General features: G+C 65.4%; 19 protein-coding genes. 15 read left to right on the forward strand and 4 right to left on the reverse strand.

The genetic code is table 11. The features are described 5' to 3' along the window. Positions 1 to 119 precede the first annotated feature (119 nt). The 10 genes from ATE67_RS02375 (at position 120) to ATE67_RS02420 (ending at position 13944) form a co-directional block, all read left to right on the forward strand. Positions 120 to 2303: a polysaccharide lyase 6 family protein gene (locus tag ATE67_RS02375; protein ID WP_058815061.1), complete on the forward strand. Its 2184-nt coding sequence runs from the start codon at positions 120 to 122 to the stop codon at positions 2301 to 2303. Continuing rightward, positions 2300 to 4462 (forward strand): heparinase II/III domain-containing protein, encoded by a 2163-nt coding sequence (locus ATE67_RS02380; RefSeq protein WP_058815062.1) that lies wholly within the window; start codon positions 2300 to 2302, stop codon positions 4460 to 4462. The genes ATE67_RS02375 and ATE67_RS02380 overlap by 4 nt, the downstream gene beginning before the upstream one ends. Then, on the forward strand, positions 4459 to 5742 hold the full coding sequence (locus ATE67_RS02385; RefSeq protein ID WP_058815063.1) for an MFS transporter: 1284 nt from the start codon (positions 4459 to 4461) through the stop codon (positions 5740 to 5742). Before ATE67_RS02380 ends, ATE67_RS02385 begins: the two co-directional genes overlap by 4 nt. A gap of 13 nt (positions 5743 to 5755) precedes the next feature. Beyond that, a complete protein-coding gene (locus ATE67_RS02390) occupies positions 5756 to 6508 on the forward strand; it encodes an SDR family NAD(P)-dependent oxidoreductase (protein WP_058815064.1) in 753 nt (250 codons plus the stop codon). After that, positions 6508 to 7347, forward strand: coding sequence for a rhamnogalacturonan acetylesterase (locus ATE67_RS02395; protein ID WP_058815065.1), 840 nt, complete (start codon positions 6508 to 6510; stop codon positions 7345 to 7347). The genes ATE67_RS02390 and ATE67_RS02395 overlap by 1 nt, the downstream gene beginning before the upstream one ends. Before the next feature lie 115 nt (positions 7348 to 7462). After that, positions 7463 to 10351: a TonB-dependent receptor gene (locus ATE67_RS02400; protein ID WP_231728015.1), complete on the forward strand. Its 2889-nt coding sequence runs from the start codon at positions 7463 to 7465 to the stop codon at positions 10349 to 10351. Between the two features lie 2 nt (positions 10352 to 10353). Further along, positions 10354 to 11304, forward strand: coding sequence for an alpha/beta hydrolase (locus tag ATE67_RS02405; protein ID WP_058815066.1), 951 nt, complete (start codon positions 10354 to 10356; stop codon positions 11302 to 11304). 80 nt (positions 11305 to 11384) lie between these two features. Continuing rightward, complete coding sequence (locus ATE67_RS02410) at positions 11385 to 12131, forward strand: FadR/GntR family transcriptional regulator (RefSeq protein ID WP_058815067.1); 747 nt, start codon at positions 11385 to 11387, stop codon at positions 12129 to 12131. Further along, positions 12131 to 12928: a 2-keto-4-pentenoate hydratase gene (locus tag ATE67_RS02415; protein ID WP_058815068.1), complete on the forward strand. Its 798-nt coding sequence runs from the start codon at positions 12131 to 12133 to the stop codon at positions 12926 to 12928. The genes ATE67_RS02410 and ATE67_RS02415 overlap by 1 nt, the downstream gene beginning before the upstream one ends. After that, a complete protein-coding gene (locus ATE67_RS02420; RefSeq protein WP_331458736.1) occupies positions 12925 to 13944 on the forward strand; it encodes a sugar kinase in 1020 nt (339 codons plus the stop codon). Before ATE67_RS02415 ends, ATE67_RS02420 begins: the two co-directional genes overlap by 4 nt. 385 nt (positions 13945 to 14329) lie before the next feature. Here the strand turns inward: ATE67_RS02420 and ATE67_RS02425 are convergent, their stop codons facing one another. The 4 genes from ATE67_RS02425 to ATE67_RS02440 all read right to left on the reverse strand — a co-directional run bounded on the left by ATE67_RS02425 (position 14330) and on the right by ATE67_RS02440 (position 19566). Then, complete coding sequence (locus ATE67_RS02425; protein ID WP_058815069.1) at positions 14330 to 15730, reverse strand: GntR family transcriptional regulator; 1401 nt, start codon at positions 15728 to 15730, stop codon at positions 14330 to 14332. A gap of 46 nt (positions 15731 to 15776) precedes the next feature. Next, positions 15777 to 16601: an enoyl-CoA hydratase/isomerase family protein gene (locus ATE67_RS02430; RefSeq protein WP_331458737.1), complete on the reverse strand. Its 825-nt coding sequence runs from the start codon at positions 16599 to 16601 to the stop codon at positions 15777 to 15779. 210 nt (positions 16602 to 16811) lie between these two features. Continuing rightward, positions 16812 to 18314: a carboxylesterase/lipase family protein gene (locus ATE67_RS02435; protein WP_058815071.1), complete on the reverse strand. Its 1503-nt coding sequence runs from the start codon at positions 18312 to 18314 to the stop codon at positions 16812 to 16814. After that, positions 18307 to 19566, reverse strand: coding sequence for a spinster family MFS transporter (locus ATE67_RS02440; RefSeq protein ID WP_058815072.1), 1260 nt, complete (start codon positions 19564 to 19566; stop codon positions 18307 to 18309). The genes ATE67_RS02435 and ATE67_RS02440 overlap by 8 nt, the downstream gene beginning before the upstream one ends. Positions 19567 to 19661: 95 nt before the next feature. Here ATE67_RS02440 and ATE67_RS02445 point away from each other — a divergent pair, with 95 nt between their 5' ends. The 5 genes from ATE67_RS02445 (at position 19662) to ATE67_RS02465 (ending at position 26968) form a co-directional block, all read left to right on the forward strand. Beyond that, positions 19662 to 20726: a TauD/TfdA family dioxygenase gene (locus ATE67_RS02445; protein WP_058815073.1), complete on the forward strand. Its 1065-nt coding sequence runs from the start codon at positions 19662 to 19664 to the stop codon at positions 20724 to 20726. Continuing rightward, positions 20713 to 21723, forward strand: a complete 1011-nt coding sequence (locus ATE67_RS02450) for a GntR family transcriptional regulator (RefSeq protein ID WP_197411864.1) — start codon at positions 20713 to 20715, stop codon at positions 21721 to 21723. The genes ATE67_RS02445 and ATE67_RS02450 overlap by 14 nt, the downstream gene beginning before the upstream one ends. 101 nt (positions 21724 to 21824) lie before the next feature. Further along, positions 21825 to 23033 carry a hypothetical protein gene (locus tag ATE67_RS02455; RefSeq protein WP_156416862.1) on the forward strand — a complete coding sequence of 403 codons (1209 nt, stop codon included), beginning with the start codon at positions 21825 to 21827 and terminating at the stop codon, positions 23031 to 23033. A 92-nt stretch (positions 23034 to 23125) separates the two neighbouring features. Then, a complete protein-coding gene (locus ATE67_RS02460) occupies positions 23126 to 25366 on the forward strand; it encodes a TonB-dependent receptor (protein ID WP_058815076.1) in 2241 nt (746 codons plus the stop codon). 54 nt (positions 25367 to 25420) lie between these two features. After that, positions 25421 to 26968, forward strand: a complete 1548-nt coding sequence (locus ATE67_RS02465; protein ID WP_082660151.1) for a carboxylesterase/lipase family protein — start codon at positions 25421 to 25423, stop codon at positions 26966 to 26968. Positions 26969 to 26971: the final 3 nt, after the last annotated feature.

A 26971-nucleotide genomic window follows, 5' to 3' on the forward strand; every position in this document is an offset into this window, starting at 1 on the left:
CAACCTTTATTACATACCGCAAACCAGTTGATATTGTCATACCTCTTGTATAGACCACTTTCCGAGAATCAAAAAAAGGGTGAGGTGACGTGCAGATAAAGGCGATTCTTGTGGGGGCGATGCTGGCCTCGACGGCGCATCCGGCGTGGGCGCGCGACATGCTGGTATCGGACCAGGCGCAGTACCGGGCGGCAGTGAAAAAGGCGCAGCCGGGCGACGCGATCATCCTCGCGGACGGCGAATGGCGCGATTTCCAGATCGTCTTTACCGGCACCGGGACCGCCGCCAAGCCGATCACGCTGACCGCCCAGAGCAAAGGCAAGGTGCTCGTCACCGGCCAGTCGAACCTGCGCATCGGCGGCCAGCACCTCGTGGTTTCGGGCCTCGTCTTCAAAAATGGTGCGAGTCCGACGGGCGAGGTGATCAGCTTCCGCCGCGATTCCAAAACGCTCGCGAGCGATACGCGCGTGACCGAGGTCGTCATCGACGGTTTCAGCAAGGCCGACCGCCGCGCCGAGGATATCTGGGTCGCGCTCTACGGCACCGGAAACCGCGTCGACCATTCCCATTTTGAGGGCAAGACCAATTCGGGCGTGACGCTCGCGGTAATCCGCCGCGCGGGCGATCCGCTCGACAACCGCCACCGCATCGATCATAATTATTTCGGCCCGCGCCCGCCCTTGGGTTCGAACGGCGGCGAGACGATCCGTATCGGCACCAGCGAGGAATCGCTGTCCGCATCCAATACCATCGTCGAGCGCAACATCTTCGACCGCACGAGCGGCGAGGTCGAGATCGTCTCGGTCAAGTCGGGCGGCAATATCCTGCGCGAAAATCTGGTACTCGAAGCGCAGGGCGCGTTCGTGCTGCGCCACGGCAACGGCAACCTTGTCGAGCGCAATATCTTCCTCGGCAAGGGCGTCGCCGATACCGGGGGCGTGCGTGTGATCAATCGCGACCAGACCGTTCGCGGCAATTATTTCGAGGGACTCGCCGGCACCTCGTTCAAAAGCGCGCTCAGCGTGATGAACGGTGTCCCCAATTCGGTGATCAATCGCTACCACCAGGTGGCGAACGCGCGGATCGAGAACAACAGCGTCATCGACAGCGCGCGCATCACGCTGGCCGCCGGTGCCGACGCCGAGCGATCCGCCGCGCCCGTCGACAGCAAGTTCGAGCGCAACCTGATCGTTGGCGCAAAGGGGCAGGATCCGTTCCGCGCCGAGGGTGAGATCGCAGGCATCGCCTTTGCCGGCAATGTCGAGGCCAAGGTCGAAAAACCGTTGCTGGGTGTAGGTGTCGAACAGCGAGACGTGATACTCGAGCGCGCCGCCAACGGCCTGCTCTACCCAACCGACTCCGCGCTCGCCGCGGTCGGCGCGCCGCGCGATTTAAAGCCCGTGACCCGCGAAGAAGTCGGTGCCAGCTGGTATCGCGGCGATCCGCCCGAAGCTGCGTTCGGCACCGGGGTCACGCGGCCGCTCACGGACGGGGCTTCGCTTGCGCAGGCGCTTGCCGGTGCGAAGGCGGGCGACACGCTCGCGCTCGCGGCCGGTACCTACGAAGTCTCGGCACCGCTGATACTCCGCCATCGGCTGACCATTGCCGGGGTGAAGGATGCCAAGCCGGTGCTGCGTGTCGCGTCGGCTCTTGCCGATATCGCCGGTGGCGGCGGGCTCCGCCTTGAAAATCTGGCCGTCGATGCCAGCTCCGTATCCGGCGAAGCCGCCCTGATTACCGTCGGGTCCGGCGCCGCTCCCAACTACAGTATTGCGCTCGATGGCGTATCTGTGCGCGGACCGGGCAAAGGGCGTGTCGACGGCATCGTCATGGCGCCGGGTACTTTCGCCGATGACGTGAAGATCACGAACAGTGATTTCGCCGAGATGGGTGTCGTTGTTGCCGCGACGGGCGAGCAGGAACCAAAGGGCTGGTATCCGATCGAGCGGCTGACGATCGCCGACAGCAATTTCGCGCGCGTCGCGATGGTCGCCGATCTGCTCCGCAAGGGCACCGACGAAAGCACCTTCGGTCCGTGGTTCGCGATGACCGGATCGAGGGTCGCGGGCAGCGGCCGTGACGGCGCTTCGCTGCGCATCTCGGGCGCTCAGCACACCGAAATTGCACAGAATAATTTTGCGAAATCGGACGGCATCCTCGTCATCCATTCGGTCGGTGCGCCCGAAACGCGGATCGCGTCGAACGCTTTCGCTGCGACGCCCGCGCCGCGGATCGAGGAACTTGCGTGGAAAGGTCCGCCGCGCGGTCAGGTCACCGGCAATGTCGTGGAGGCGCGTCCGTGACCCGCACCCTTGCACTCCTGCTCGCTGCCGCGACGCTGCCAGCGTCGCCCGCGGCCGCACAAGCCCCGCCCGCGGCGTCGCCGCAAGCCTATGCGCCCCTCTTCGCGGGCGAGGTCGATCGCGCGCGGCGGGACGTCGAGGCATCGATCAAGTCCGGCGTCAACGTGCCGGTGCCCAAGGATCCGGGCGGCGGCTTCACGCACGAGCAGCATAAGCGCAACTATCGCGTGATCTTCGAAGGCGGCCAGCTTTTCCGCCTGACCGGCGACGCGCGCTACCGCGACCATGTCCGCGACCTGCTGCTCGCCTATGCCGATCTTTATCCAAAGCTTGGGCCGCATCCCGCGGCGTCGAACCAGGTGCCGGGGCGCCTGTTCTGGCAGAGCCTCAACGACAGCGTGTTTCTGGTCAACGCGGTGCAGGGCTATGCTGAAATCCGCGATGCGCTCTCCGCCGCCGACCGCAAGCGCATCGACGACAATGTGATCCGCCCGATGGCGCGCTTCCTGTCGGACGGCTCGCCCGAGGTGATCGATCGCATTCACAATCATGCGACCTGGGCCGCCGCAGGCGTCGGCCTGTCGGGCTATCTGCTCGGCGACCGCGACCTTGTCGACAAGGCGCTGCTGGGGCTCGACAAGAGCGGCAAGGCGGGCTTCCTCCGCCAGCTCGATTTGCTCTTCTCGCCCGACGGCTATTATGCCGAAGGTCCCTATTATCAGCGCTACGCTCTCCAGCCGTTTGTCGTCTTTGCAGAAGCGATTGCGAGGAATGACCCGAACCGCAAGATTTTCGAGTATCGCGACGGCATCGTTCTGAAGGCGATCCGCACTGCGATCGACATCACGCACGACGGCTATTTCCTGCCGATCAACGACGCGATGCCCGACAAGAGTCTGCGCACCGAGGAACTCTATCACGCCGTCGCCATCGCCTATGGTGCGACAAGGGACCCGACCTTTCTGTCGATCGCCGACTGGCAGGGGCGGACGGTGCTGACGCCGGCGGGGCAGGCGATGGCCGCGGACCTCGCCGCGGGAAGGGCCAAGCCGTGGCGGTTCGGTTCGCGGTTGCTTTCGGACGGTCCCGACGGCCAGAGCGGCGCGCTCGTTTTGCTGCGCACCAAGGCCGATCCAACCGGTCCCTTGCTCGTCGCCAAGAACACCGTCCAGGGCATGGGGCACGGCCATTTCGACAGGCTCGGATGGCTCTATTATGATGAAACCGGCGCGGTCGTGACCGACTATGGCGCCGCGCGCTTCCTCAACGTCGAGGCGAAGCAGGGTGGGCGCTATCTCCCCGAAAACGACAGCTGGGCGAGCGCGACGATTGCGCACAATACCCTCGTCGTCGACGAACAAAGTCACTTCGGGGGTGACTGGAAGGCGGGCGAGAAGTTCGGCACGCGCCAGCTCGCGGCCTCGCTCGATGGCCCGACGCGCTACGCGATCGGCGAAATCGACCACGCCTATAAGGGCGTCCAGATCCGCCGCGCTCTCTTGCTCGCCGAGGTCGAAGGCCTCGCCAATCCCCTCACGCTCGATATCCTCCACGGGACTGGCAGCGGCAGGCATCGTTATGACCTGCCGCTGCATTTTTCGGGGCATATCATCGACAGCGACATCGCCTTCGAGCGGAAGCTCGCCGAGCGCCCGGTGCTCGGCCAGGCCAACGGCTATCAGCATCTGTGGGTCGACGGCGAGGGGAGCAAGGCGGACAAGGCGCGGCTCACCTGGATGCAGGGCAGCCGCTTTTACTCCTACCATATGCTGCCACCCGCGGGCGCGCGCTTCATCGTCGCCGAGAGCGGCGCCAACGATCCCGACTTCAACCTCCGCCGCGAGCCGGTGGTCATTCAGCGGCTCGACGGTGCGGGCGACGCGACTTTCGTCAGCCTGCTCGAACCGCATGGCGCGTACGATGCCTCGGCCGAGACCGTCATCGCGAGCAGCGCGCGCGTCGCGGGGCTCGAGCATCGCCGCGAAAAGGGCGTCGATCTCGTCCTCGTGACCCTCGTCGATGGTCGCCGCATCGCACTCGCGGTCGCGGACGATGTCGCGGCGGATGCCAAGCACAGCGTCAGCGTCGAGGGCCGGACCCTCGTCTGGACCGGCCCCGTCGGCCGCCTCGACCTCGCCAAGACCGGAGCGAAGAAATGAGCAATATCAAGGGCCGCTTCCGTTGGTGCGTGATCGGGCTGATCGCGCTGGCGACTGTCATCAATTACATCGACCGCAACGCGCTCGCAGTGATGTGGCCCGAGGTGTCGAAGGAAATCGGCGCCTCGAAGGAAGATTATGCGCTGCTGGTGACGATCTTCATGATCTTCTACGCCTTCGGCCAGTCGCTCTTTGGGCGCATCTTCGACGCGATCGGCACAAGGATGGGCTTCACCATCTCGATCGTTATCTGGTCGCTGTCGATCGCGGCGCATGCGCTGGTGCGCTCGATGCCGCTGCTGATGGTGCTCCGCGCGACGCTGGGGATCAGCGAGGCGGGCAACTGGCCCGGCGCGGCAAAGGCGAACGCGCTCTGGTTCCCCTCGCGCGAGCGCGCGCTGGCGCAAGGCATCTTCAATGCGGGCGCCTCGCTCGGCGGCATCGTGTCGGCGCCGCTGATCGCCTTGCTCTTCGTCCAGTTCGGCTGGCACGGCACCTTCCTGCTCATCGGCGTGCTCGGCTTCGTGTGGCTCGTCCCTTGGCTCTGGTTCTACAAGGCCGACCCCGACAAGCATCCGGGGCTGAGCGAGGAAGAGCGTGACTATATCCTGACCGGGCGCACCGAGGCGGGCCGCGACGACGACCGCCGCGTGCCGCTCGGCGAGTTGCTCCGCTATCGCCAGAGCTGGGGCGTCATCCTGTCGCGCTTCTTCCTCGACCCCGTGTGGTGGCTCTTCGTTTCGTGGCTGCCGATCTATCTCGCCGAGACCTTCGGCTTCGACGTCAAGCAGATCGGGCTCTTTGCCTGGGTGCCCTTCGTCGGCGCGATGCTGGGGAGCCTGTTCGGCGGCTGGCTCGCGGGCCGGATCATCGGCAAGGGCGGCGGCGTGCACGAGGCGCGCATGACGACCATCGCGATCGGCTGCACGATCATGCTGCCCGCGCTGCTGCTGACGATCGGCGCCAGCGATCCGCTCACCGCGGTGCTGCTGATCGCGTGCATCCTCTTCGGGTTCCAGATGGCGATCGGCAATATCCAGACGCTGCCCAGCGACTATTTCGGCGGCGGCGCGGTCGGCAGCCTTGCGGGGATCAGCGGTACCGCCGCGGTCGCGGGCACGCTGATCACGACCTGGCTCGTCCCCGTGCTCACCGAGACGAGCTATGCGCCGATCTTCGCGCTCTCCGCGGCGATCGTGCCCATCTCCTTCCTGTGTTTCTGGCTGGTCGGCGGTCGCGTCGCTCCGGTCTCCGTCAAGCCTGCCAACATCCAAGAATAAGGAACTGCATCACATGACTCTCCAGGGGAAAACCGCGCTCGTCACCGGCGGTGGCCGCGACATCGGCCGATCGGTCTCGATCGCGCTCGCCCGCGCCGGTGTTCGCGTCGCAATCAATTACAACAGCGGCCGCGAAGCCGCCGAAGAAACGCTGAAGACGATCAAGGACGCGGGCGGCGACGCTTTCCTGATCCAGGCCGACGTGACCGACGGCGCCGCGGTGAAGGCGATGCTCGAACAAGTCGGAACCGCGTTCAGCGGCCGACTCGACATCCTTGTCAACCTTGCGGGCGGCATGGTCGCGCGCAAGACTTTGAGCGAGATGGACGAGGCCTTCTTCGACCATGTCATGACGCTCAACCTCAAGTCGGCCTTCCTCGTGCTGCAGGCGTCACTGCCCTTCCTCGGCGAAGGCTCGGCGGTGGTGAATGTCTCGTCGCTCGCGGGCCGCGACGGCGGCGGCCCCGGAGCCTCGGTCTATGCGACCGCGAAGGGTGCCCTGATGACCTACACGCGCGCGATGGCCAAAGAGCTCGGACCGCAGGGCATCCGCGTCAACGCCGTCTGCCCGGGACTGATCGGCACCAGCTTTCACGACATCTTCTCGAAGCCCGAGGGCCGCGCCGCAGTGGCAGGAAACACACCGCTGCGCCGCGAAGGCCATCCCGACGAGGTCGCCGACACGATCGTCTACCTCGCGTCACCGGCAGCAAGTTTCCTCGCCGGCGTCTGCCTGGACATCAACGGCGGGTTGGCTTTCTCGTGATGCGCGGGGTTGCCACTGTCGCCGCAGCCGCCCTGCTCGCGAGCGGAGCACAGGCTCAGACTCGTGAGCGCACCGATGCGCCGCCGCTCGAGCCGTACAAGATCATCCTTGTCGGCGATTCCACCATGGCGCCGCACAGCGGCTGGGGCGGGGCATTCTGCTCGCGTCACGTCAAATCGTCGGTCGCGTGCCTCAACGCCGGGCGCGGCGGGCGCAGCACGCGCAGCTATCGTCAGGAAGGTGGCTGGGACATCGCCCTCGCCGAAGCGAAGGTGCCCGGCTATCGCGGCACCTGGGTGTTGATCCAGTTTGCCCACAATGACCAGTCGACGCGGCCCGAGCGCTGGACCGACGAGACGACCGAGTTTCCCGCCAACCTCCGCCGCTTTGTCGAAGAGGTACGCTCCGTCGGCGCGACGCCGGTGCTCGTCACCCCGCTGACACGCCGCGAATTCAAGGACGGCAAGCTCCAGAACACGCTCGCCACCTGGTCCGATCAGGTTCGCGGCGTCGCGAAGGCGCTGGACGTGCCGCTCGTCGACCTGAATGCGCTCAGCGCTGCGCAGACCCAGGAAATGGGCCCCGAGATGGCGACCAAACTCGCGCAGGAACCGCCCACCGCCGAGGAACTTGCTGCGGCGAAGGCGGGCACAACGCTGACTGCGCGCCCTGCGCCCCCCGAGCCGGCGCCGATCACCGGCGACGGTGCGCGCGGACAGGTGACGCGTAAATTCGATTACACCCATCTTGGCGATGTGGGAGCCGAGGTGACCGCAAAGCTCGTAACTCAAGCGCTCGCCCGGGCAGTGCCAGGACTAAGGAGCCAGCTTGTTCGCTGACGAAATAGGTCGGACAAAGTGGACTAACCAATCCAGCATACACAATTGTTGACAAACTGGTCATAATGCTGGACAGCAGTTGCCAGAACAGAATCGATATACAGGGAGAGACGATGTGAATTCTCGCAATTCATTGCGCGCGCGCAGCTTGCGTGCCGCGCTGCTGGCGGGTGCAGCTTCGACGATGGCGGTCGCCGCAATGCCCGTGATGGCGCAGGATGCGACTGTTGCAGCGCAGGAGAAGGTGGAGGAGGAGGCGATCATCGTCACCGGTATCCGTGAGACGATCCAGAATTCCATCAACACCAAGCGCGAGGAGACCGCGATCGTCGATGCGCTGTCGTCCGACGACATCGGTGACATCCCGGCGATCTCGGTCGGGCAGGCGATCCAGACGATCACCGGTGCGACGACCCACCGCGAGAAGGGCGATGCCTCGGAGATCGCGCTGCGCGGGCTCGGCCCGTTCCTGTCAAATTCTACGTTCAATGGCCGCGACGCGACCAACGGCAGCGGCGACCGGTCGGTCAACTTCAACCAGTTCCCGTCGGAACTGGTAAATAACATCAAAATCTACAAGACGCAGCAGGCGAGCCTCGTCGAGGGCGGCGTGGCGGGCACTATCGAGATCGGCACGCTTCGACCGCTCGACTTCGGCAAGCGGCGTCTGCAGGGCGAACTCAAAGCGCAATATAATCCTTATGGGGACCGCATCACCGGCCGCGAGGGCGGCGTCGGCTGGCGCGGGACGCTGAGCTACGTCGACCAGTTCGCGAACGACACGATCGGCATTGCGATCGGCGTCCAGCGCAACGATACGAATAACCCCGAAGAAACCTATGCGGCCTCGTCGACCTGGACCGCTTGCCAGGCAGCGCCGGTCGTCGCGAACAACAATTGCGACGAATATACGCGCGCGGAATATGGCCAGAACCGCGCCTTCTACCTCGTCCCCAATGCGTACACCTTCCGCCAGATCAGCGAGACCGACAAGCGCGACGCGATCTTCGGCGCGATCCAGTGGCAGCCGTCGGACACGATCGATGTCAATCTCGACGTCCAATATTCCGACCGCACGTTCGTCGAGAGCCGGCGCGACCTGAATATATCCGAAGGCCGGTTCGGCCTTACCAACGTCGTCTTCGACGAGAATGGCATCATCCAGAGCCTCAATGGCCTTTCATCGCTCGAGTCCAACGGATCGGAACTGTCGCGATCCGAGGAGTATCTGGGCGGCGGCCTCTCGGTCGCATGGCAGCCAACCGACCGGCTTACCGTCACCCTCGACGGCAGCTATTCGCGCACGATCCGCACCGAACTGGAGCGGAATGTCCGCTTGCGCACCGATCCGTTCGACGTAAATAACGTTCGCAATTTCTTCAGCGTCACGGGCAACGGCTTCACGTCGAGCAATATGCGCGTGCCCTATACATATTCGATCGCGCCTGGCAGCTTCGTTCCGACCATCACGATCGATCCGCGCTTCGACCTGAACAATCACAATCTCTTCTGGGACGATGCGCGATTTCGGCGCGACGAGAGCAAGCGCCGCAACGAAATATATGCCGGTCGGTTCGACGCCGCATACGAGATGGACGGCTTCCTCAAGGCGCTGTCAGCCGGCGTCCGCTGGTCGCACCTGACGTACCGCGATTACGACATACGCAATGGCGACTTCAACCTGAACCCGGCGATGACCGAGGATCGTCGCATCAACAACCTCTGCCGTCAGGCGTTTCCCCAGACCAGTTACCTGTCCGCCGCTGAAGGCAATAGCATCCATAGCTGGGCGACCTTCGACGTCGATTGTCTGTTCCGCGAATATATGGGCACCGAGGATCCCGGACTTCCCGCCGAGATTCGTTCGGTGGCCAACCGCGACGTTACCGAGCGCACGCTCGCGGGCTATGTCATGGCCGAATATGGCGGCGACCTCGGCAGCATGCCGGTGCGAGGCAATTTCGGTGTCCGCGTCGTCAAGACCGACGTGACGTCGAACGGGCTGCGCAGCGACCTCAGTATCGTCAACAATCCCGACGGGTCGATCCGCCTCGTCGCGTCGAGCGATTTCGATACGGTGACGATCAAGAGCGGCAGCACGCGCATCCTGCCCAGCGTCAACGCGATCTTCGAGGTTGCGCCGAACATGTTGCTCCGTGCGGCCGCCTATCGTGCGATGTCTCGCCCCAATCCCAGCGCCTTGGGCGCGGGCCGGACGATCGTGCTCGAGGACGGCACCAGCTTCAGCTCGGTGGAGGATGCCATCCGGAACATCACTGCAAACGGCAGCCCGCGCCTGAAGCCGCTGATGTCGTGGAACGGCGACCTGGCGGTCGAATGGTATCCGAACAAGGACAGCCTTCTCTCGGCGACCGTCTATTACAAGCAGTTCACCGGCGGTTTCCAGCCCGTCGTATTCAACGAGGATTTCACGATCGACGGTCAGTCGGTGTCGATCCCCGTGACACAGACGCGCAACAGCTCCGACAAGTCGCGCGTCTATGGGCTTGAACTGACCGCAGCTACCCGCTTTTCGTTCCTGCCCAAGCCGCTGGACGGGCTCGGCGCGAAAGTCAGCTACAATTACGCCAACTCGAATTTCGAAACGCAGGATATCCGCCTCGGTGACGTCTACGATCCGGAAACCGACACCGTCAGCTCCGGTATCATCCCGCCGGCCGGGCTCTCGGGCTACTCAAAGCATGTGCTGTCGGCACAAGCCTATTACGACATCGGCCCGGTGTCACTGCAGGCGATCTACAATTACCGGTCGAGCTATTTTCAGGACTTCGTGGGCGGGAACAGCCAGCTGCGCTTTGTCGCGCCCAGCGAAACATTCGACTTCCGCGCCTCGATAAACTTGATGCAAGGTGTTTCGCTCCGCTTCGAGGCGCTCAACATCTTCAACGAACCGAAAGCGACCTACATGCCGGTCTATGGAAGCAGCCGTCAGTATCACTATTATGGCGCGAAATATTTCGTCGGCATCCGGGCGCGGATCTGACCATGGGGCAGGCAATCACAAACTCGGCCGACGCCCGCATCCCGCCAGTTGAGGGAAACTGGCGGCGGACGCTCGGCCTCGCCGGGCTGTTTCTGTTCCTGTCCGTCGCCTGGCCTTCGGCTGCGGCGCCGTACGGTCCGGCCGGAACCGAAATCCGTGATATCGTCTATCGAGAGATCGGCGCGAGGTCGTTGCACCTCGACGCTTATATTCATCCCGGCTCGAGGGACGCCCCGACCCCGGTGATCGTCTACTTCCACGGCGGCGGTTGGTCCAAGGGCGCCCGCCCGTCCGATGCGGACAGCTTCCGGGCCTATATCGAGGCCGGCTTCTCCGTCATCGCGGTGGAATATCGGCTCGCGGGCGAGGCGCCGGCTCCGGCAGCGGTACAGGATGCCCGCTGCGCGCTCGGCTGGGTGCGCGCCAATGCAGTGCGTCTCCGTTTCGATCCGGAACGGATTGTCGTGTTCGGGACTTCGGCGGGTGGTCACATTGCCCTGATGGCAGGCCTGCTGCCGGAAGGAAATGATATCGACGCCCGGCAATGCGAGGCGGCGCCGCGCCCTGCCGCCATCTTGGACTTTTTTGGCCCGACCGATCTAGCCGCGTTGCGACCCGTGACCGGCGATCTCCATCCCTCGGTCGCCAACTGGATCGGCAAACGCGGCGACGCGTCCGAAATGGCACAGCATATGTCGCCGGTAAACTGGTTGACCAAGGACAGCCCGCCGATCTTCATCGTTCATGGCGATGCCGATCCGGTCGTACCGATCAGCCAGTCGATCGATCTGGAGCAGCGCCTGACCCGGCTTGGGGTGTCCCACGACTATGTAACGGTCGAGCGCGGCGGACATGGCAAGTTCGACCCGGAAGGCAAGGCGCTTGTCAACGCCCGGCTGATGAAATTTCTCTGCTTGCACAAACTGCCCGCGCCGCGCGCCTGCAAAGAGTAGGAGCCTGAAAGTTGGGGTTCAAACATGTCCTACCACATTGTATGACCTTCTCCACTTACTTGTGTGGAGAACCATGAGCTATGGCTGAACGCCGCCTTTATGAAGATGTCGCCGATTCCATTCGTCGCTCGATCCTGGATGGAACATGGCCGCCCGGAACGCGGCTTCCCGGCGAGCGCGAGCTGTCGGAGCAGTTCGAGGTAAGCCGTGTGACAATCCGGGAAGCGGAAATAGCGCTACAGGCCACCGACTGGATTCGGATCCGCACCGGTGCCGGAGCCTATGTGGCGCCCGAGCTTCCGGGCGATAACGCGATTTTGCCCAAGGTCAGCGCGTTCGAGCTGACCGAGGCACGGTCGCTGTTCGAGGCCGAAGCCGCGGCGCTGGCGGCCCCGACCATCGCCGCCAGCGAGCTCGCCCGGCTCGACGACCTCCTGGCCGCGATGGCCGACGACGGTGCCACCGAGGAAGAGATCAGCGCGATCGACCACGAGTTTCATATGACCATTGCGGCCGCCTCCAACAACAAGGCGATTGTCCATGTCATCGAGAGCCTTTGGCGCATGCGCCTCGAGCTTCCCGAGGTGCGGCACAGCCATTCGCTGGTTTGTCGCAAGGACGGCGCCGCGCGGCAGTCCGAGCATGCCGACGTCGTCGCAGCCTTGCGCAAGCGCGATGCGACCGGCGCACGCCTCGCCATGCGGCGGCATTTCAACCGCTTGCTCGAATCGATGCTCGACGAGACCGAAGAACGCGCGATGGTCGAATTGCGCCGCCAGTCGGCGGAAAGTCGCGAGCGCTATTTGCTGAGCGCAAAACTGGCCTGATGTCTGGACATTCGCTCCCGCCGGCCGCGGACGATGTCGTCGCGGCGCTGCTTGATGCGCGCCTTTCCGGGCGTTCGCTGGCTGCCTTTCCGACCCCGGTTCCCGCGACCCTGGCCGAGGCATATGCGATCCAGCGGCAACTGGTCCATGCGCTCGGCGCCCCGGTGCTCGGATGGAAAGTCGGGCGGGTTCCGCCGGCGCTTGTCGAGGCGCTCGGTGCCGAGCGCGTCGCGGGACCTGTCATGCGGATTGCCGAACTCGATCCCGGTACGCCCGGAGATGCGTCGGTTTTCGAGGGCGGGGCGGGCGCGATCGAGGCCGAGGTGATGCTGCGCCTTCGCGCGGTGCCGGACGAGGGCGGCTCCGGCGAGGCCGGCAACCTTTGGATCGATGCGATCCGCGCCGGTTTCGAGGTCGCCAGCTCCCCGGCACCCGACGTTCACGATCATGCTCCCTTCGGCATCGTCGCTGACATGGGTATCAACAACGGGCTGCTCCTGGGGCCGGGGCTGCACATGGAGGATTTTCAGACGCTGGAGGTGGAAACGCTGATCGACGATGTCGTCGTCGGGACGGGGCGTCCGATCGACGTCCTCGACGGACCCTTTGGATCGCTCGATTTTCTCGTCGGTCTCCACCGCGAGCGTGTCATCGAATTGAAGGCAGGGCAGTGGATTTCGGCCGGTGCGATTACCGGGGTCCATTCGGTCGCCATCGGACAGATGGCGATCGCGCGCTTCGGTGCAGGCGTCGAGATCATGTGCTCCGCCGTCGGCGAGACGGGGTTCCGCGGGTGATCGAGACCCCCGGTCCCATCGCCTGCTTCGGCGAAATCGTCATGCGGGTTTCGGTCCCCGGCGGCGAACTGCCGCTGCAATCGGCGCGTTTCGACGCGCATGTCGGCGGCGCGGAAGCAAATGTAGCGGTGGCGCTTGCGGCGCTCGGGCGCCGCACCAAAATGATCAGCGCGATCCCCGAGGGGCCCCTGGGGGACGGCGTGCTGGGCGAACTTAGCCGCCACGGCGTCGATGTCGCAGCGGTGCCGCGGCCTGTGGGCCGCATCGGCCTCTACTATCATCTCCCCGGCGGCCCGATGCGCCCGGCCCAAGTGGTCTACGACCGCGCCGGATCGGCCTTTGCGGAGATGCGGCCGCGCGATTGGGACTGGGATCGTTTGCTGGAAGGCGCGGGATGGCTGCACCTTTCGGGCGTTACCCCTGCGCTCGGACCGAAGAGTGCCGAGGCGGCACTCGATGCCGTGACGCGGGCTCGCGCTGCCGGGATCGGGGTCTCGTTCGACGGCAATTGGCGCGGCCGGCTCTGGGAGCGCTGGCAGCCTGAACCGGCGGCGATACTGAAGCCGATCGTTGCACACGCAACCGTGCTGTTCGGCAATCATCGCGACGCCGGGCTGCTGTTGGGACGGGCCTTTTCGGGTGATGGAGAAACCCGGCGGCGCGAAGCGGCTCTGGGGTTGCTGGAGGCGTTTCCAGCCCTCGAATATGTTGCCTCGACGGCTCGCGAAATCATCGGGCCTGACGCGCACCGGCTCGTGGCCCGGGTCGATACGCGCGACGAGGGCGGTTCGACCGATTCGGTTCTCGTCGCGCCGGTGATCGACCGGGTCGGCACTGGCGATGCCTTTGCGGCGGGCGCGCTCGACGGACTGTGGGCGGGCAGGGGCCTCGCAGAAGCGGCGCGCGACGGCCTCTCGCTGGCAGTCCTCAAGCACGGCATTCGCGGGGATTTCGCGCCATTTTCACGCGCAGCCGTCGATGGCGCCTCCAATCATGCGCAGGATATCTCGCGCTAGAAGCTGCCCGCATGGCGGGTCGGCGACGCGTGTAGCGCTCGCGAAGCGAGAAGCGGCGGCGTCGCTGCCAGCCATGGCACAAGCGGCCGAACCGGCGTCACAGGACCGCGGACGGGCGTAGCAGCCGCGATTTTCTTTCCAGGGCTCGAAGGCCTTGCCGATGAAAAATAATGTCCCCGCGTCCGGACCATCGCGCGCTGCGCCCTTGCGCCAGGGCAGCATTGCGCGCGGCCGAATGTCGCTCCTCGACACGGGCAGAGGGACCAGCCTTCCGCACCCTCACGAATGCAACCGGACCTTCCGTGTCTGGACAAAGCCTGCCGGGCGCATACGCGGTCCCAATCTCGAACCTCGCAGCGGGAAGGGCGACAGCCCATATCGCCGGTCATGGACCGGGAGCGCTTCGCCGCTCGATCGCTCTCGCTTCGCTCAGGGCCTCGACCGCGGCCTCCTCGACGATGCGCTGTCCGTTGTACCTCGCCGCGCTTGCGTCCCGGGAAATTATCGCCTCGACAATGGATCGCCAGGTCCTGGCAGAGGCGACCTGGCGGCTTTTCCTGAGGACCGTGGTCCATAGGATCGAAACCTGGCCCTCAAGCTCGGCCGCCAATCGTCCCACGGCAATGTTTCCTCCGGCAGCGAGCGTGACCATCGCCAGCGCCCGGCGGACTACGATATAGTTTCCGAGCGGACTATCCGGATCATGCGCGATTTCATCGAGAAGGGCGGCGCCCGCGCGCAGTTCATCATCGATCCAGTCCGGACGGTCCGGGGCGATTGCCGCTTCCGCCATCTGAACCCCCGATACGGTCGCACGGATCTCGAAAAGGTCGGCAACATCCCGTGCCGCAAATCGCTGGACGAATGCGCCGCGCCGCCCCTCGATATCGATGATGCCCTGGCGGTCCAGCGCGCGCAGTGCGTCCCGCACGGGTCCCCGGCTGACGCCGAATTCCTGGGCGAGCGGAAGCTCCCGCACCGCCTCCCCGGGTCTGATCTCGCCGAACTGGATTCGTTGCAGGATCGCAGAGGCGAGTTGATCCGACGTCGAGGGCGCGGCCGTTGGCGACAGCGAAAGGCGCTTCGCGATCCGGTCGAGATATGTGCGCGCCGAGGAAGCGGTGTTGCCGAGGTCGATGATTGCGCTGCCGACCGCGCGGGGCAATGAGGTCGCCTCGTCACGCGCGGGAGCGCGCGGAGAGCTTTCCTCGAAACTGGCGTTGAGCGCGGCTTCGTCGAACGCCCCGCGAGCAACGCTGGCAGCGAATTGCGCGACGGCGTCCGGGGCGATCGCGCCGAAACCGCCACGGCCGACGACGCTTTGCAGCGCCAGCCGCTGCAGGACGTGCGTCAGTCGCTCGCTTCCGGCGGCTCGCCCGATCAGGTCGATATTCGTTCGCAAGGCCAGATATCGCGGCCAGCGGGCTGACGGGGTCCTGAGGACGGGCGCTGGCGCGACCACTTCGCGCCCCGCAGCCTTTCGGCCTGCCATCCCGAGCAGTGCAAGCCAGATCGGCCGGATGTCGGACGGGTCAACATGATCGGGACGTATCAGCGTTGCGCCGCGGCGCGCGGAGAGCGTGAGGGCGCCGAGCTTGTCGAGGCGATGAAGGGCTTCGCGCGCCTGCGCGTGCGTCACGCCCGCCTGGTCGACAATCCAACGCTCGGTTATGCGCGCGCCAGCGACGAGAGCGCCTTCGATAATCCGTTCGAGGGCAACGAATACGACATCGTCCGGAGCGAGGCGATTGTCCGCGACGCGTCCCGCTGGTTTAGGCTCGACCACTGTTTTCCCCTACAAGGAGGCTATATGTCGATATGCAGCGACATTACTAGTCCCCGCGGAAGCGCCCCGCGCGCTTCTCCAGAAAGGCGGCGACCCCCTCACCGAAATCGCCGGTGAGCGACGTGAGGAGAAACTGGTCGCGGTCCATGAAGCTTGCCGCGGCGCTCAGCGCGTTGGCGCTGGCGTTGATCGCCTCCTTGGTCATGCGCGCCGGTAGTGGTGGAAGCGCTGCGACACGCTCGGCCCATTGCCTTGCCTCGGCCAAGGCCTCGCCTTGCTCGGCCGAGCGGTCGGCAAGCCCCCACGCCAGGCACTCCGATACATGGGCAGGCTCTCCGAAGAGCGCGAAAACCTTTGCCCGTGCAGGCCCGATCAGAGCGACCAGCCTTGGCAGGGTCCCCCAACTCATGTTCATGCCGAGCGGGACCTCCGGAAGCCGCATCATCGCGCCCGCTGCCATGATGCGGAAGTCGCACGCGAGTGCGAGCGCGCAGGCCCCGCCGACACAATAGCCTTCGATGGCAACGATCGTCACGGCCTCGATCGCTTCCCATGCACGGCACAGATCAGGACCCGCGCGCGCGGCATCGCGCCGCTCGAGAAGCGTAGCTGAAGCTCTCGGTTCGGCCTTGAGGTCGATGCCAGCGGAAAAAAACCTGTCGGTGCCCGTCAAGATAACGGCGGAAATGTCGGATCTCCGACCCAGGGTCCGCGCGGTATCCGTCAAGGCGGAAAGCGTTTCCGCGTTCAGGGCGTTTCGCGCTTCCGGCCTGTCGATCCGAACGACGGCTATCCCGCCATCTTCCTCGATACGCAGCATCTTGTCTCTCCTTGTCAGCCTGGCGCGCGGTACGCGATGGGATGGGGGCATTGGCGAGAACCCGCAGGCGGCCTGGCCGGGTTCCGCTGCGATCCGTGCCGTAAGAATTCGATCATATGCAGGCGTGCGCGCGCTGCCAGCGGCCGCGCGGCCTGATCGTCCACCCCGAATTTTCAGCGACAGGACAAGCAAGCCGCGCGGCAGGCAAACGGCTGCCTCTTGCCCCGCCTCGCGGGGCAGTTCGACGAACGCCAGCCAATATCAATCCAGCCCGAGCTGACGAAGGACGGCGCCAATGGCGTCGAGCTGCCGCTCCGCGAAGCGGTTGGCCCCGGCGGGCGGGTCACGAAAAACAAACCAGTTGTCGGCCTTAGCGTCATAGGGCGCCCACGCCGAGCACAAGGGCGACGCCGAGGGCTTGCCCCCCGTCGCGAAGGCGGCGAAACATCCGTTCACGCCTTTTGCGAAGGACAAGTCCCGCTCCGTGCGCGGGATCTGCGCCAGCGATGCGGACATGTCGAAGACGAACGGGATCTCGCCCGCATGGTTCACGCCCTTTTGCTGGGCGCGGAGGCCCTCCGGCAGATAGTCGAAATAATAGAGCCAGACCGGCGCGCGCCGCTGCTGCGCCCGCGCGATCGCACGCGCAGGATAAAGAAAGATCACATCGCCATACAGCCTGCGGGCAAAGTCGCCGCGATTTGTCGTCGCAGACCCGTAAGCGTCCGCGATGACCGGCGCGCGGCCCCCGAGAAGCGCCAGCACCTGCTCGTCCTTCATACCCCAGCTGTCGACCAGGCTGCCCTCGTTGCTGTTGACGCCGATCAAGAGGGGCACATTCGCCGCACGCCCCGCGCGAATTGCGGCGAGCGGAGGTTCCGCCACCTCTGCACCTCCCGGTACCGCGCCGAAACCCGGCTCCGGCCGGGGAACGGCAGCATCGAAGAACCGCTCCGCCGGCAAGGCACGCAGCGCATCGGCAGTCGCGTCCTTCAGGCCGAGGGCCGCGGCGATCGCCTGTCCGGCCTTTGTGGCGTCCCCGGCGTCCTTGCGAGCCGGAAGCCCCCCGCCGGACTGCACGATCGCTTGCGCGAAGAGGCCGCGTGCCGAAGGAGCGGCGAGCAGGTTCAGGACTGCGCCGCCGCCCGCGCTCTCTCCGAACATGGTGACGCGCGCCGGGTCGCCGCCATAGGCCGTTATATTGTCCCTGACCCATTTGAGCGCGGCGATCTGGTCGAGAAGACCATAGTTGACGAGGTTGCCGCCGCCCTCCTTGAGCGCGGGATGACCGAAAAAGCCGAGATAGCCCAGCCGATAGTTGATCGTCACCAAAATGATGCCGCGCCGCGCGAAGGCGGCTCCATCGTAGAATGGCTCGGATCCCGACCCGAACATGTTCGCCCCGCCATGGATCCAGACCATCACCGGGGCATTCTTCGCATCGGCCGGGCGCCAGATATTGAGCGTGAGGCAGTCTTCGCTTTGGGGGCTGGAGGCGAGAACGCGCGCGGTGGCCGGAGCCTTCTGGACGCAGACCGGGCCGAATGCGGAGGCGTCGCGGACGCCCGTCCAGTGCGGCTGATCACCGGGCGGGCGCCATCGCATCGGTCCCAGCGGCGGCGCCGTATAGGGGATGCCCTTGAACATCTCTATGCCATTGTCGCTTCGGCCCTCGACCACGCCCTGCGGCGTGTCGCGTCGAACCGGCTCGGACGCGCTGGCGGGTGCGGCGGCGAGCAGCACCGAGATGAGGATCTTATGCATCGTCGTTTCCTTTGGTTCGCAAAAAGCGGGCGGCCATGAAATAGGCGATGCAGGCCAGCACGTTGAATAAGAAGACCCCCGCGAGTGCCAGTCCCAGGCCGGCCTCGCCCATTGCCGGCGTCAACGCGTCGCTGGCGACGCCGATCGCAACCGGCCCCAGTCCGAGCCCGACAATATTCTGGGCGAAGATCATCAGCGCTGCGGCGCTGGCCCTCGCGCCCGGGTCGGCGACGCCCTGCACCAACGCATAGGTCGAAGGCTGGTAGAGCGCGTTCATAAATACCGCCAGCGTGACGCCGGCGATGGCCAGCGCAACATTGTCCGTGAGGAAAGCCGGCGCTCCGACGAGCGCCGCGATCAGCACCGTGATCGATGGCCACCAGCCGAGCCAGCGCCTGTCGCGCCGGGCCAGCCAGTCGCCTGCCAGTCCGCCCGAGAAGCTCCCCAGCGCACCGGCGACTGCGCCGAGGCCGCCCAAAGCCAGGCCTGCGGTGGCGAGCGGCATGTCATGACCCCGCACGAACCAGACCACCGCCCACGCACCGAGCCCGTACGTTACGACAAGATGCAACGCGGAACCGGCAATGCACCAGGAGAAGGCGGGGTTGGTAAGGAGCCTGCGATAGACGCTCCAGGCCGTCGCGCCGCGCGGTGCGACGGTTCGGGGCGGTTCGCGGACGGTCAGGCGAACGAGCAGGGCGAGAAGCAGGCCCGGAATTCCGATTGCAGCGAAAGCCCACCGCCACCCATATTCCTGTGCCACATAGCCTCCGAGCGCCGAGGCGAGAAAGCCGCCCGCCGAGATGCCGGTCACGAGCACCGCGAACGCCGTAGCACGGTAGCGCTCATCGACTTCGTCCGCGATGAGCGAATGCGTGCAGGGCGCGTAACCCGCTTCCCCTGCCGCGACGCCCGCGCGCGCCAAGAGCAGCGACCAGAAGCCCGTAGCGGCGCCGCACAACGCGGTCATCCCGCTCCAGAAGGCAAGGCAGATCGCGAGAATGTTCCGGCGGTTGAAGCGGTCGGCCAGCCGCGCGATGGGTAGGCCAAGCGGCGGATAGACCAGCGCAAACGCAGTGCCGCCGAGCAGCCCGAGCAGCGTATCGGAAAGGCCGAACTCGCGTTTGATCGGCTCCGCGACGATACCGATGATCTGGCGGTCGGCCATGTTGAGGGTCGAGACCAGGAACATCAGGAAGAGGAAATAGGCGAGCCGGCCCGTCCAGGTTCCGGATTTCGCAATCGATGCCATCACCACCCCCGCTTCACCTATTTGTCTCCGGGCCCATTGGGGCCGCGTGAAAGATTCCTATAGCCAATGTCGATTATTGACAATACACAAGCTGAATGATCCAGACCGACTCAGTTCGCACGACGCCGGTTACCGGGCCTTCGGTGTGGCTTTCGGCGGATATCGAAAGCGACCGGAGCTGGATCGTCGAATTGTCCCCGGCGGACCGGGCCGAGGCCCTGGCAGCTCTCGCCGATGTCAACCGGATGGGCGTCGCGCGCGACGAGATTGGGCCCGAGACTTTCCGGCTGCCCGGTTTTGCGCGCCGGCTCGACGCGATCATCGACCGGATCGAAGGGGGGCCGGGCTTTGCGCTCCTGCGCAATGTCCCGATCGAGGGGCTCGAGCTTGCCGATGTCGAACGGCTGTTCTGGGGCATCGTGAGCCATATGGGCTATCCCGAGCCGCAAGACGCCAGCGGGAAGCGACTGCATCACGTCCGCGCCGAGCAGAGTTTCGCCGACGAAGCCGAAGCGCGTACCGCCTTTCGCAGCAGCAATATCCGGGGCTATCAGACGAACGTCGAGCTGCAGTTCCACGGAGACGGGTCCGACGCCCTGTTTTTTCTCTGCCGCAACGCGGGAAAATCGGGCGGTCATAGCCGCATCGTGAGCGCCGGGGCGGCCTTCAATGCCGTCATTGCCCGCGACCCCGGTCTTGCGCTCGTCCTTCAGCATGAATTCTATTTCGATACCCGCGGCGAACTTGGCCCCGAACGGCCGGTGCAGGCCGTGCCCATCTTCGCTGAGCATCGCGGGTTGCTGAATATTCTGCACAAGCGCGGCTATATCGATCTCGCGCAAGCCATGCCCGGTGTCCCGCGTTTGACGGCGCAGCAAGTCGCCGCGCTCGACGCGCTCGATGCGGCGCTGAACGACCCGGCGCATTTTTTCGAGTTCGTGATGGTCCCCGGAGACCTTCAAATCGCCAATAACTACACCGTCCTTCATGCCCGGACTGCGTTCGAGGACCATGTCGAGCCGGAACGCAGGCGACACATGCTGCGGATCTGGGCGACGATGCGCCGCAAGCGCCGGTCGCTGCCGCCGTCGTTCCGAACCACGCGCGAATTCATGGCCAGCCAGCGGCGGCGCGAGGAGCTGGACGATGATGCACGATAGCGATCCTCCGCCGACCGCGGGCGATCGCCTGCCTCCCTCGCTGCCGCGGCGAACGCCCTTGGGCCGGACGGAGATCGGCCGGCGACCGGGCCCCGCAGCATGGCGCCGAAGCCGGCACCTGAAGGCTGAATGCCGATGGCGCACTACCGCTTGTGAAAAAATAAAATTATCGATAATAATGCCTCTCGCAATCATCGATTTCCGGGAAACATTGTGCCAACACAATGGACCCGGAACGGAATTCGAGCGGAGCTTCATGGCGAGAAATACTGGCGACGATGATAGCGCGCCGACCCAGGACAGGGTGATCGCGCGTCTCTTGATAGATGACATCGTGGCCTGGCGCATTCCGCCGGGAGCCTGGATCCGGGAGCGCGAGATAGCCGCGCGCTTCGGGGTCAGTCACGCCCCCGTGCGCGAGGCGTTCAGGCAGGTGGCAAACATAGGTCTCCTGAAGGTCGTCCCCTGGCGCGGCGCCTTCGTGATCGATCTCGACCAACATGCCGCTGACGAGGTTTACGAGCTCTGGAAGGCGCTGTTCGGCGTGGCCTGCCGCCTTGCCTGCGCGGAAATGAGCGACCGCGACGGCCGCGAACTCATGCATCGCCTTGTCGAATACAAGGACGTCACATTGCGCACCGAAAATACGTTTGAGCATCTCAACGTCTCGAACCGCATCGGCCGCTTCATCGCGAAGCGCAGCAATGCGCCGCTCGCTCTCGAACTCCTCGACCGCGTCGCGTTGCTCGCGCGATGGCAGCATAATGTCTACACCAACAGCTATATCGAGACCCATGGCAACGAGGCCGCGCGGCGCTCGGCCGCGCTCTACGAGACGCTATGCCGCCATATCGTGGCCCGCGACGGCGATGCCGCCGACGCGGCCGCACGCGCCCTGATCGGTGTGACGCAGGAGAGCTTCGAGCAGGCCCTCGAGGAGTATAAGGCGCGCCACTCAAAGCCGAGAGCGAGCCGTCGCCGCGCGAAGTCGGCGTGACCCGCGTCCGGACCGATCGGCGGACGCTGCTCAAGGCCGGGCTCGCCGCTCCGCTGGCGTTCGAGGCAACGACAGCTGGCGCTGCAACCGGGGGTGAAGCGATGTTCGGGCCCGAAAGACTGTTGGCGGACGTCAGAACCTATGCGGAAGCTGGCAACAAGAGGTCGGGCGGAGCTGGAGACCGCTGGACGGCCGACTGGACCGCGAAGCGCCTCGAAGTCGCGGGCTTCAACGTCGAACGGCAAGGATTCGAGGTGCCCTGGTTCGATGGCTCCGTCTGCGAGCTCGCCTTCGGCGATATCAAGATCGGGCTCGCGGCGCAGCCGCTGGCTGCCGTAACCGAGCCCCGGGGGGTTCAAGCGGCGCTGCGGCTGGCCGAAGCCGGCGGGCGGCTCGACGGCGCGATCGCGGTTATCCGGCTCCCGTACCGCCGTTGGTCGAGTTTGCTGGACCGGGCCGTGCGCGAGCCACTGGCCGACGCTCTCGCGCGTGGAGCCAGCGGGGTTATCCTCGTCACGACCGGCCCGAGCGGGGAGGCGCTTCTGCTGAATGCTCCCGCGGACGGGCCATTTTCCGACAGGCCGATAGCCCTCCTCGCGCCGCGTCATGCGGCGCCCGTAATCGAAGCGGCTCGCCACGGCACGCGCGCGAGCCTCACGATAACGGGCGACGGGGGCGTTCGCCGGGCGGACAATATAATAGGGCGTGTCGAGCGCGCCGGCCGCCGCTGGATCGTCGTCTCGACCCCCCGTTCGGGCTGGACCGATTGCGCCGGCGAACGGGGTCCCGGGATCGCCGTCTGGTTGGCGCTGGCAGACTGGATGCCACGTATTTTCACCGGTCACAGTCTGCTGTTCCTCTGCAACAGCGGACATGAGTATGAGAATCTCGGAGCCAGCCACGTCGTCGAGAGCATCGGGCCGCCGCCGGCCGAGACCGACCTCTGGCTCCACCTCGGAGCCAATGTCGCCACGCGCGACTTTCAGGAAACGCCGTCCGCGCTTCTGCCGCTGCCGAGTGCGGACCCCTACCGCTTCCTGATGACCTCGGCGGACTTCGTCGATCGCGCGCGCGCGATCTTCAAGGGGCAACCCGGACTCGAGATGGCCTATCCGTCTTCGCAGGGCGTGGCGGGCGAACTCGCCGAGGTCATCGGCGCCGGCTATGTTCGGCATGCCGGCGTGTTCGGCGCCCACAGACATCATCATGCGGCGACCGATACGCTGGACGTCGTCGCCTCCGAGCCGCTTGCCGCTACGGCACGCGGGATCCGCGATTTGATCTCCGCGCTGGTTCCGGCTCATCGCTGATTAGAGAGGCGAGGCGGGCAGAATCGGCTTGACAGAATTATATCGATGTTCAAAATTATCGATAATAATGAGAAATGACATGGGAGGGATTTATGGGACGCTACGCGTGCACGTTGTTTTGTTCGGCCGCCCTTTGGGTCGTCGGCGCCGATCCGGCTCTGGCCCAGGAAAGCGACGCGCCCGCCCCGGCTGACACCGCGTCGGCCGCCGTCGATGACGGCTCGATCGTCGTAACGGCGAGGCGGCGCGAGGAGCGGCTCGCCGACGTCCCGACGGCGGCCTCGGTCATCGACGCAGCCTCGCTTGCAGATCGCGGTGGCGCGACGTCGACCCCCGAACTCCTGGCCGATCAGCCGAGCGTTCGTTTCAACAACCTCAACTCGTCGCTGACCTCCGAAATTTCCATTCGCGCATCGTCGACGGCGCGGGCGACGAACGGCGATCCGAGCATCGGCCTCTACCGCAACGGGGCCTATATCGGCGGCGGCCCCGTCGGCGGCCGCAACTTCTCGCGGCTCGACATGCTCGATATCGGTCGCGTCGAGGTGCTGCGCGGGACGCAGGGCGCCCTTTACGGCCGCAACGCCGTCGGCGGCGCGATCAACATCATTTCGGCACAGCCGGAGTTCGATCTCTCGGGGTGGGCGAGCGCACGCTATGCCTTCGAGAACAACAGCCTCCAGCTGCAGGGCGCAGTCAATGTGCCGCTTGGCGAAGGCGCTGCGCTGCGCATAAGCGGCGACCTTGTCGAGCAGGACAAGGGCTTTTTCTACAATCCGGACAACGACGTATATTTCGATCGGCAGAAGGGCCACGGTCTGCGCGGCCAGCTCCGCCTTCGACGCGGTCCCGTCGATGTCGTGCTTCTCGCCGAGACGCAGCGCCTCACGACGCCCAGCATCCACTACCAGATCTTCATCCCGGCCGGCACGCCGGGCTTTCCGGGAGGTTATATCCAGGACCGCTTCAGCTATCCCTGGAGCACCGCCCCGCGCGCCGTTCAGGATATCGACGGACTGCAGGCCCTGGTGCGCGTCGATCTGGGCGGCGCCGAGCTCAGTTCCACGACCAGTTTCCGCAAACGCCATTCAGAATATGACCTCGACAACGACGCGGTCAGCCCGACCGAGCTGGCGCGTGCGCGGGCAGCGGGCCAGGTCGGCGCGCTGACGCCGATCGATCCCAGCAGCGGGTCGTTTGTGATCGATACCACCGACAGCTTCTCGCAGGACATCCACGTCAACGGATCGGGCGGGCGCTTCGCCTGGCTCCTGGGCGCGGAGGCGCTGATTCTCGACAGCGATTTCTCGCTGACCACGACGCGGACGCCGACGCTCGCCAACCCGTCGCCGGGCAACATCGCGCCGTCGCGCCTCCACTTCGAAAGCTATGCCGCTTACGGATCGCTCGGCTTCGACATCACCGACACGATCAACATCACGGGCGAACTTCGCTACACCAGCGACAGCCGGTCGATCACGGCGCGGCTCTACGATCTGGCGACCGGCCTCCCGACCGGCGGGCCGAGCCGCATTATCGACGGGAAGCTGAGCGACGACAATCTTTCCTACAATGCGACCCTGTCGTTCAAGCTCACGCCGAACGTGCTGGCATATGGTAAGGTGGGAACCAGCTACCGCGCCGGCGGCTTCAACACCCGCCTGTCGGATCCGCGCGCGCCGAGCCCTGTTCAGGTGCCGTTCGGGAGCGAGGGGAGCCGGAGCTATGAAGTCGGCATCAAGGGCAGCCCCCTTCGCCGCGGCTACTTCGCGATCGCCGGCTATTATACCGAGCTGGATGATCTGATCGCCCAACTCGACGATGGCTGCGCCCTCACCAATCCCACCTGCCCGGTGGCCGCCGTAACCTATCTCGCCAATGCAGGCGATGCGAAGAGCTGGGGCATCGAAGCGGAATATTCGCAGGGCTTCGATCTCGGGGAGGGCAATGGCCGCCTCGCGCTCAGCGGGTCGCGTCAGGGCGGGAAGGTCAAGAGCGGACGCTATGACGGGCTCGACCTTGCCCAGGTGCCGGACTGGCTCGCCTCCGCCAATCTCAACCTTCGCTATCCCGTCGCCAAGGATGTCGCGCTGACGAGCAATGTCCTCGTGAGCGGTCAATGGGGCGGCAAGCAGGAGCTGACGGCCACCTCGGTCGATCTTGACGATTATGTTCTGGTGAACTTGCGCGTCGGCGTACAGTTCGGGAAGGTCAACATCAGCGCCTTCGCCAACAACCTGTTCGACAAGCTCTACTATGTCGCTCAGGCCCCCACGATCAATCGCTACAGCCAGCCGCGTGTAATCGGTGTCGAGGGTCGCATAACCTTCTGACACGGCACGGCGGAGGAGGCCTTCGCACCTGGCAGCAGAAATGAGGAGGCCGAATTGCGGCTGAGCAGATCATTGGGACTTTGCCTGGCCGCCGGCTTGCTCTGTCCCGCGTCCGCCTTCGCAGGCGACGCGGGGCCGGCGGTCGGCCTCGCACAGGGCAGGCTCGTCGGCAGCAGCGCATCGGGGATCGATCGCTTCTACAACATCCCGTTTGCCGCCGCCCCGACCGGGAGCCTGCGCTGGCGTCCGCCCCAGCGCGCGGCCGCGTGGAAGGGCTCCCGCGATGCTTCACGGCCGGGACCGGCCTGCCCGCAGCGGGTCGTGCCCGCCCTCGTCGCCGGTGGTGTCGCGGACCTTCAGTCCGAGGACTGCCTCCAACTCAATGTCTGGCGGCCCAAGGACGCGCGCAAACTCCCGGTCATGGTCTGGATCCACGGCGGCGCCCATGTTCTCGGATCGGGTGTCTTTCCGGCCTTCGACGGCTCCGCCTTCGCGCGCCAGGGCGTGGTTCTCGTCACCATCAACTACCGTCTCGGTGCGCTGGGATATTATGCTCACCCCGCGCTCAGCGCCGCCAGGCCAAAGGGTGAAGCGCTCGCCAACTATGGTCTCATGGACCAGCTGGCGGCGCTGCGCTGGGTCCAGGCGAATATTTCGGCCTTCGGCGGAGATCCGAAGCAGGTAACGCTGTTCGGGGAGTCGGCCGGCGCGATCGGCGTAACGACGATCCTCGCGCAGGAGCAGGCCAAGGGGCTCTTCGCGCGCGCGATCGTCCAGTCGGGTGTCGGCCTCCTCGACCCGCGACCGCTCGCACAGCAGGAAGCCCTCGGCGCCGCGTTGGCGGTCCGGGCTGGAGCCAAACCCGGAGCATCGGCAGCCGATTTGCGCGCGCTTCCCGTCGCCGCGCTGGTCTCCGCAAGCGAAGTCCGGTCACCGGGGGAGATGACAGGCCCCATACTCGACGGGACGCTCATTCGCGAAGCCCCCTGGCGGACGCTCGCCAAGGGTGAACCGGTCGATGTACCGCTCCTCGTCGGCGCAAACAGCAACGAGGCCAGCGTGATCCTCGCAATGGGTGTGCCGCCCGCGATGGCGATGGTCTATCTCGGCGCCGACCAGGCGGGGGGGCGGTCAGCCTATGGCGCTGGTCTCGCCGAAGACGAACTTGCACGCCAGATCCTCGGCGACGCCTGGTTCGTCGGGCCGGCGCGATGGCTGGCCGCACGCACGGCACGGGGCAAGCCCTCCTTTCTCTATCATTTCGACTATGTCGCGGCCGGTCGTCGCTCGCAGGCGAAAGGTGCCGCCCATGGCTCCGAAATTCCCTATCTGTTCGGATCGCTGGACTATTTCGCGTCGCTCGCGGGACCGATCGGCGAAGAGGACCGCCGGTTCGGCGCCGCAATGTCCGAATGCTGGGTGGCTTTCGCGAAATTCGGAAATCCGCGCTGCGCGCTCGTCCCGGATTGGCCGCGTTATGACGCGGCTGACGACCGTCTGGCCCTGCTCGCTCCGAACCCGATCGTGGCTTCCGGCTTTCGCAAGGCGCAGATCGATCATCTTCTGAAGGTGCATGCCGAAGCATCGGGCACTGCTCCATAGCGC

The organism is Sphingopyxis sp. H050 (genome assembly GCF_001468265.1).
Classification (GTDB): Bacteria; Pseudomonadota; Alphaproteobacteria; order Sphingomonadales; family Sphingomonadaceae; genus Sphingopyxis.